The following is a 389-nucleotide window of genomic DNA, read 5'->3' as shown; positions in this document are numbered from 1 at the left end:
CAGCAGATGTGGCACTTGCCGGCATTACAAGCCGTATCCCTTGTGATGAAGTCATTGATGCGATGTACAAAATTGGTCAAACGATGCCAACCGCTCTTCGTGAGACTGCACAAGGCGGACTTGCTGCAACACCGACAGCAAGGGAGCTTGAAAAGAAGATTTTCGGAGGTGTGACCTCATCTCGTGATACAGAAATTGCAAGATAAGATCTCTGCCCTCAAAGGGATTGGAGAAGAAACAGAAAAAACACTAAATGAACTTGGAATCTACACAGTAGACGATTTACTCGGCTACTTTCCTTATCGATATGACGACTATGAGCTTCGCAACTTAGAAGAAGTCAGACATGACGAACGTGTCACAGTTGAAGGCAAAGTGCACAGTGAGCC

At 45.8% G+C, this 389-nt stretch carries 1 protein-coding gene and 1 pseudogene; both read left to right on the top strand.

The genetic code is table 11. From position 1 onward, the window contains the following. The coding region (locus tag KH400_RS21975) for an L-serine ammonia-lyase, iron-sulfur-dependent, subunit alpha (RefSeq protein ID WP_217228256.1) at positions 1-206 on the top strand (206 nt) is incomplete at its 5' end. Beyond that, positions 184-389, top strand: a pseudogene (locus KH400_RS21970) (ATP-dependent DNA helicase RecG); the annotation flags it as partial. The gene KH400_RS21975 and the pseudogene KH400_RS21970, both read left to right, overlap by 23 nt.

Origin of the sequence: Desertibacillus haloalkaliphilus (genome assembly GCF_019039105.1) — a bacterium.
GTDB lineage: Bacteria > Bacillota > Bacilli > Bacillales > KJ1-10-99 > Desertibacillus > Desertibacillus haloalkaliphilus.
Note: the sequence above shows the minus strand (reverse complement) of the source record. Positions and strands in the feature narration are given on the sequence as shown.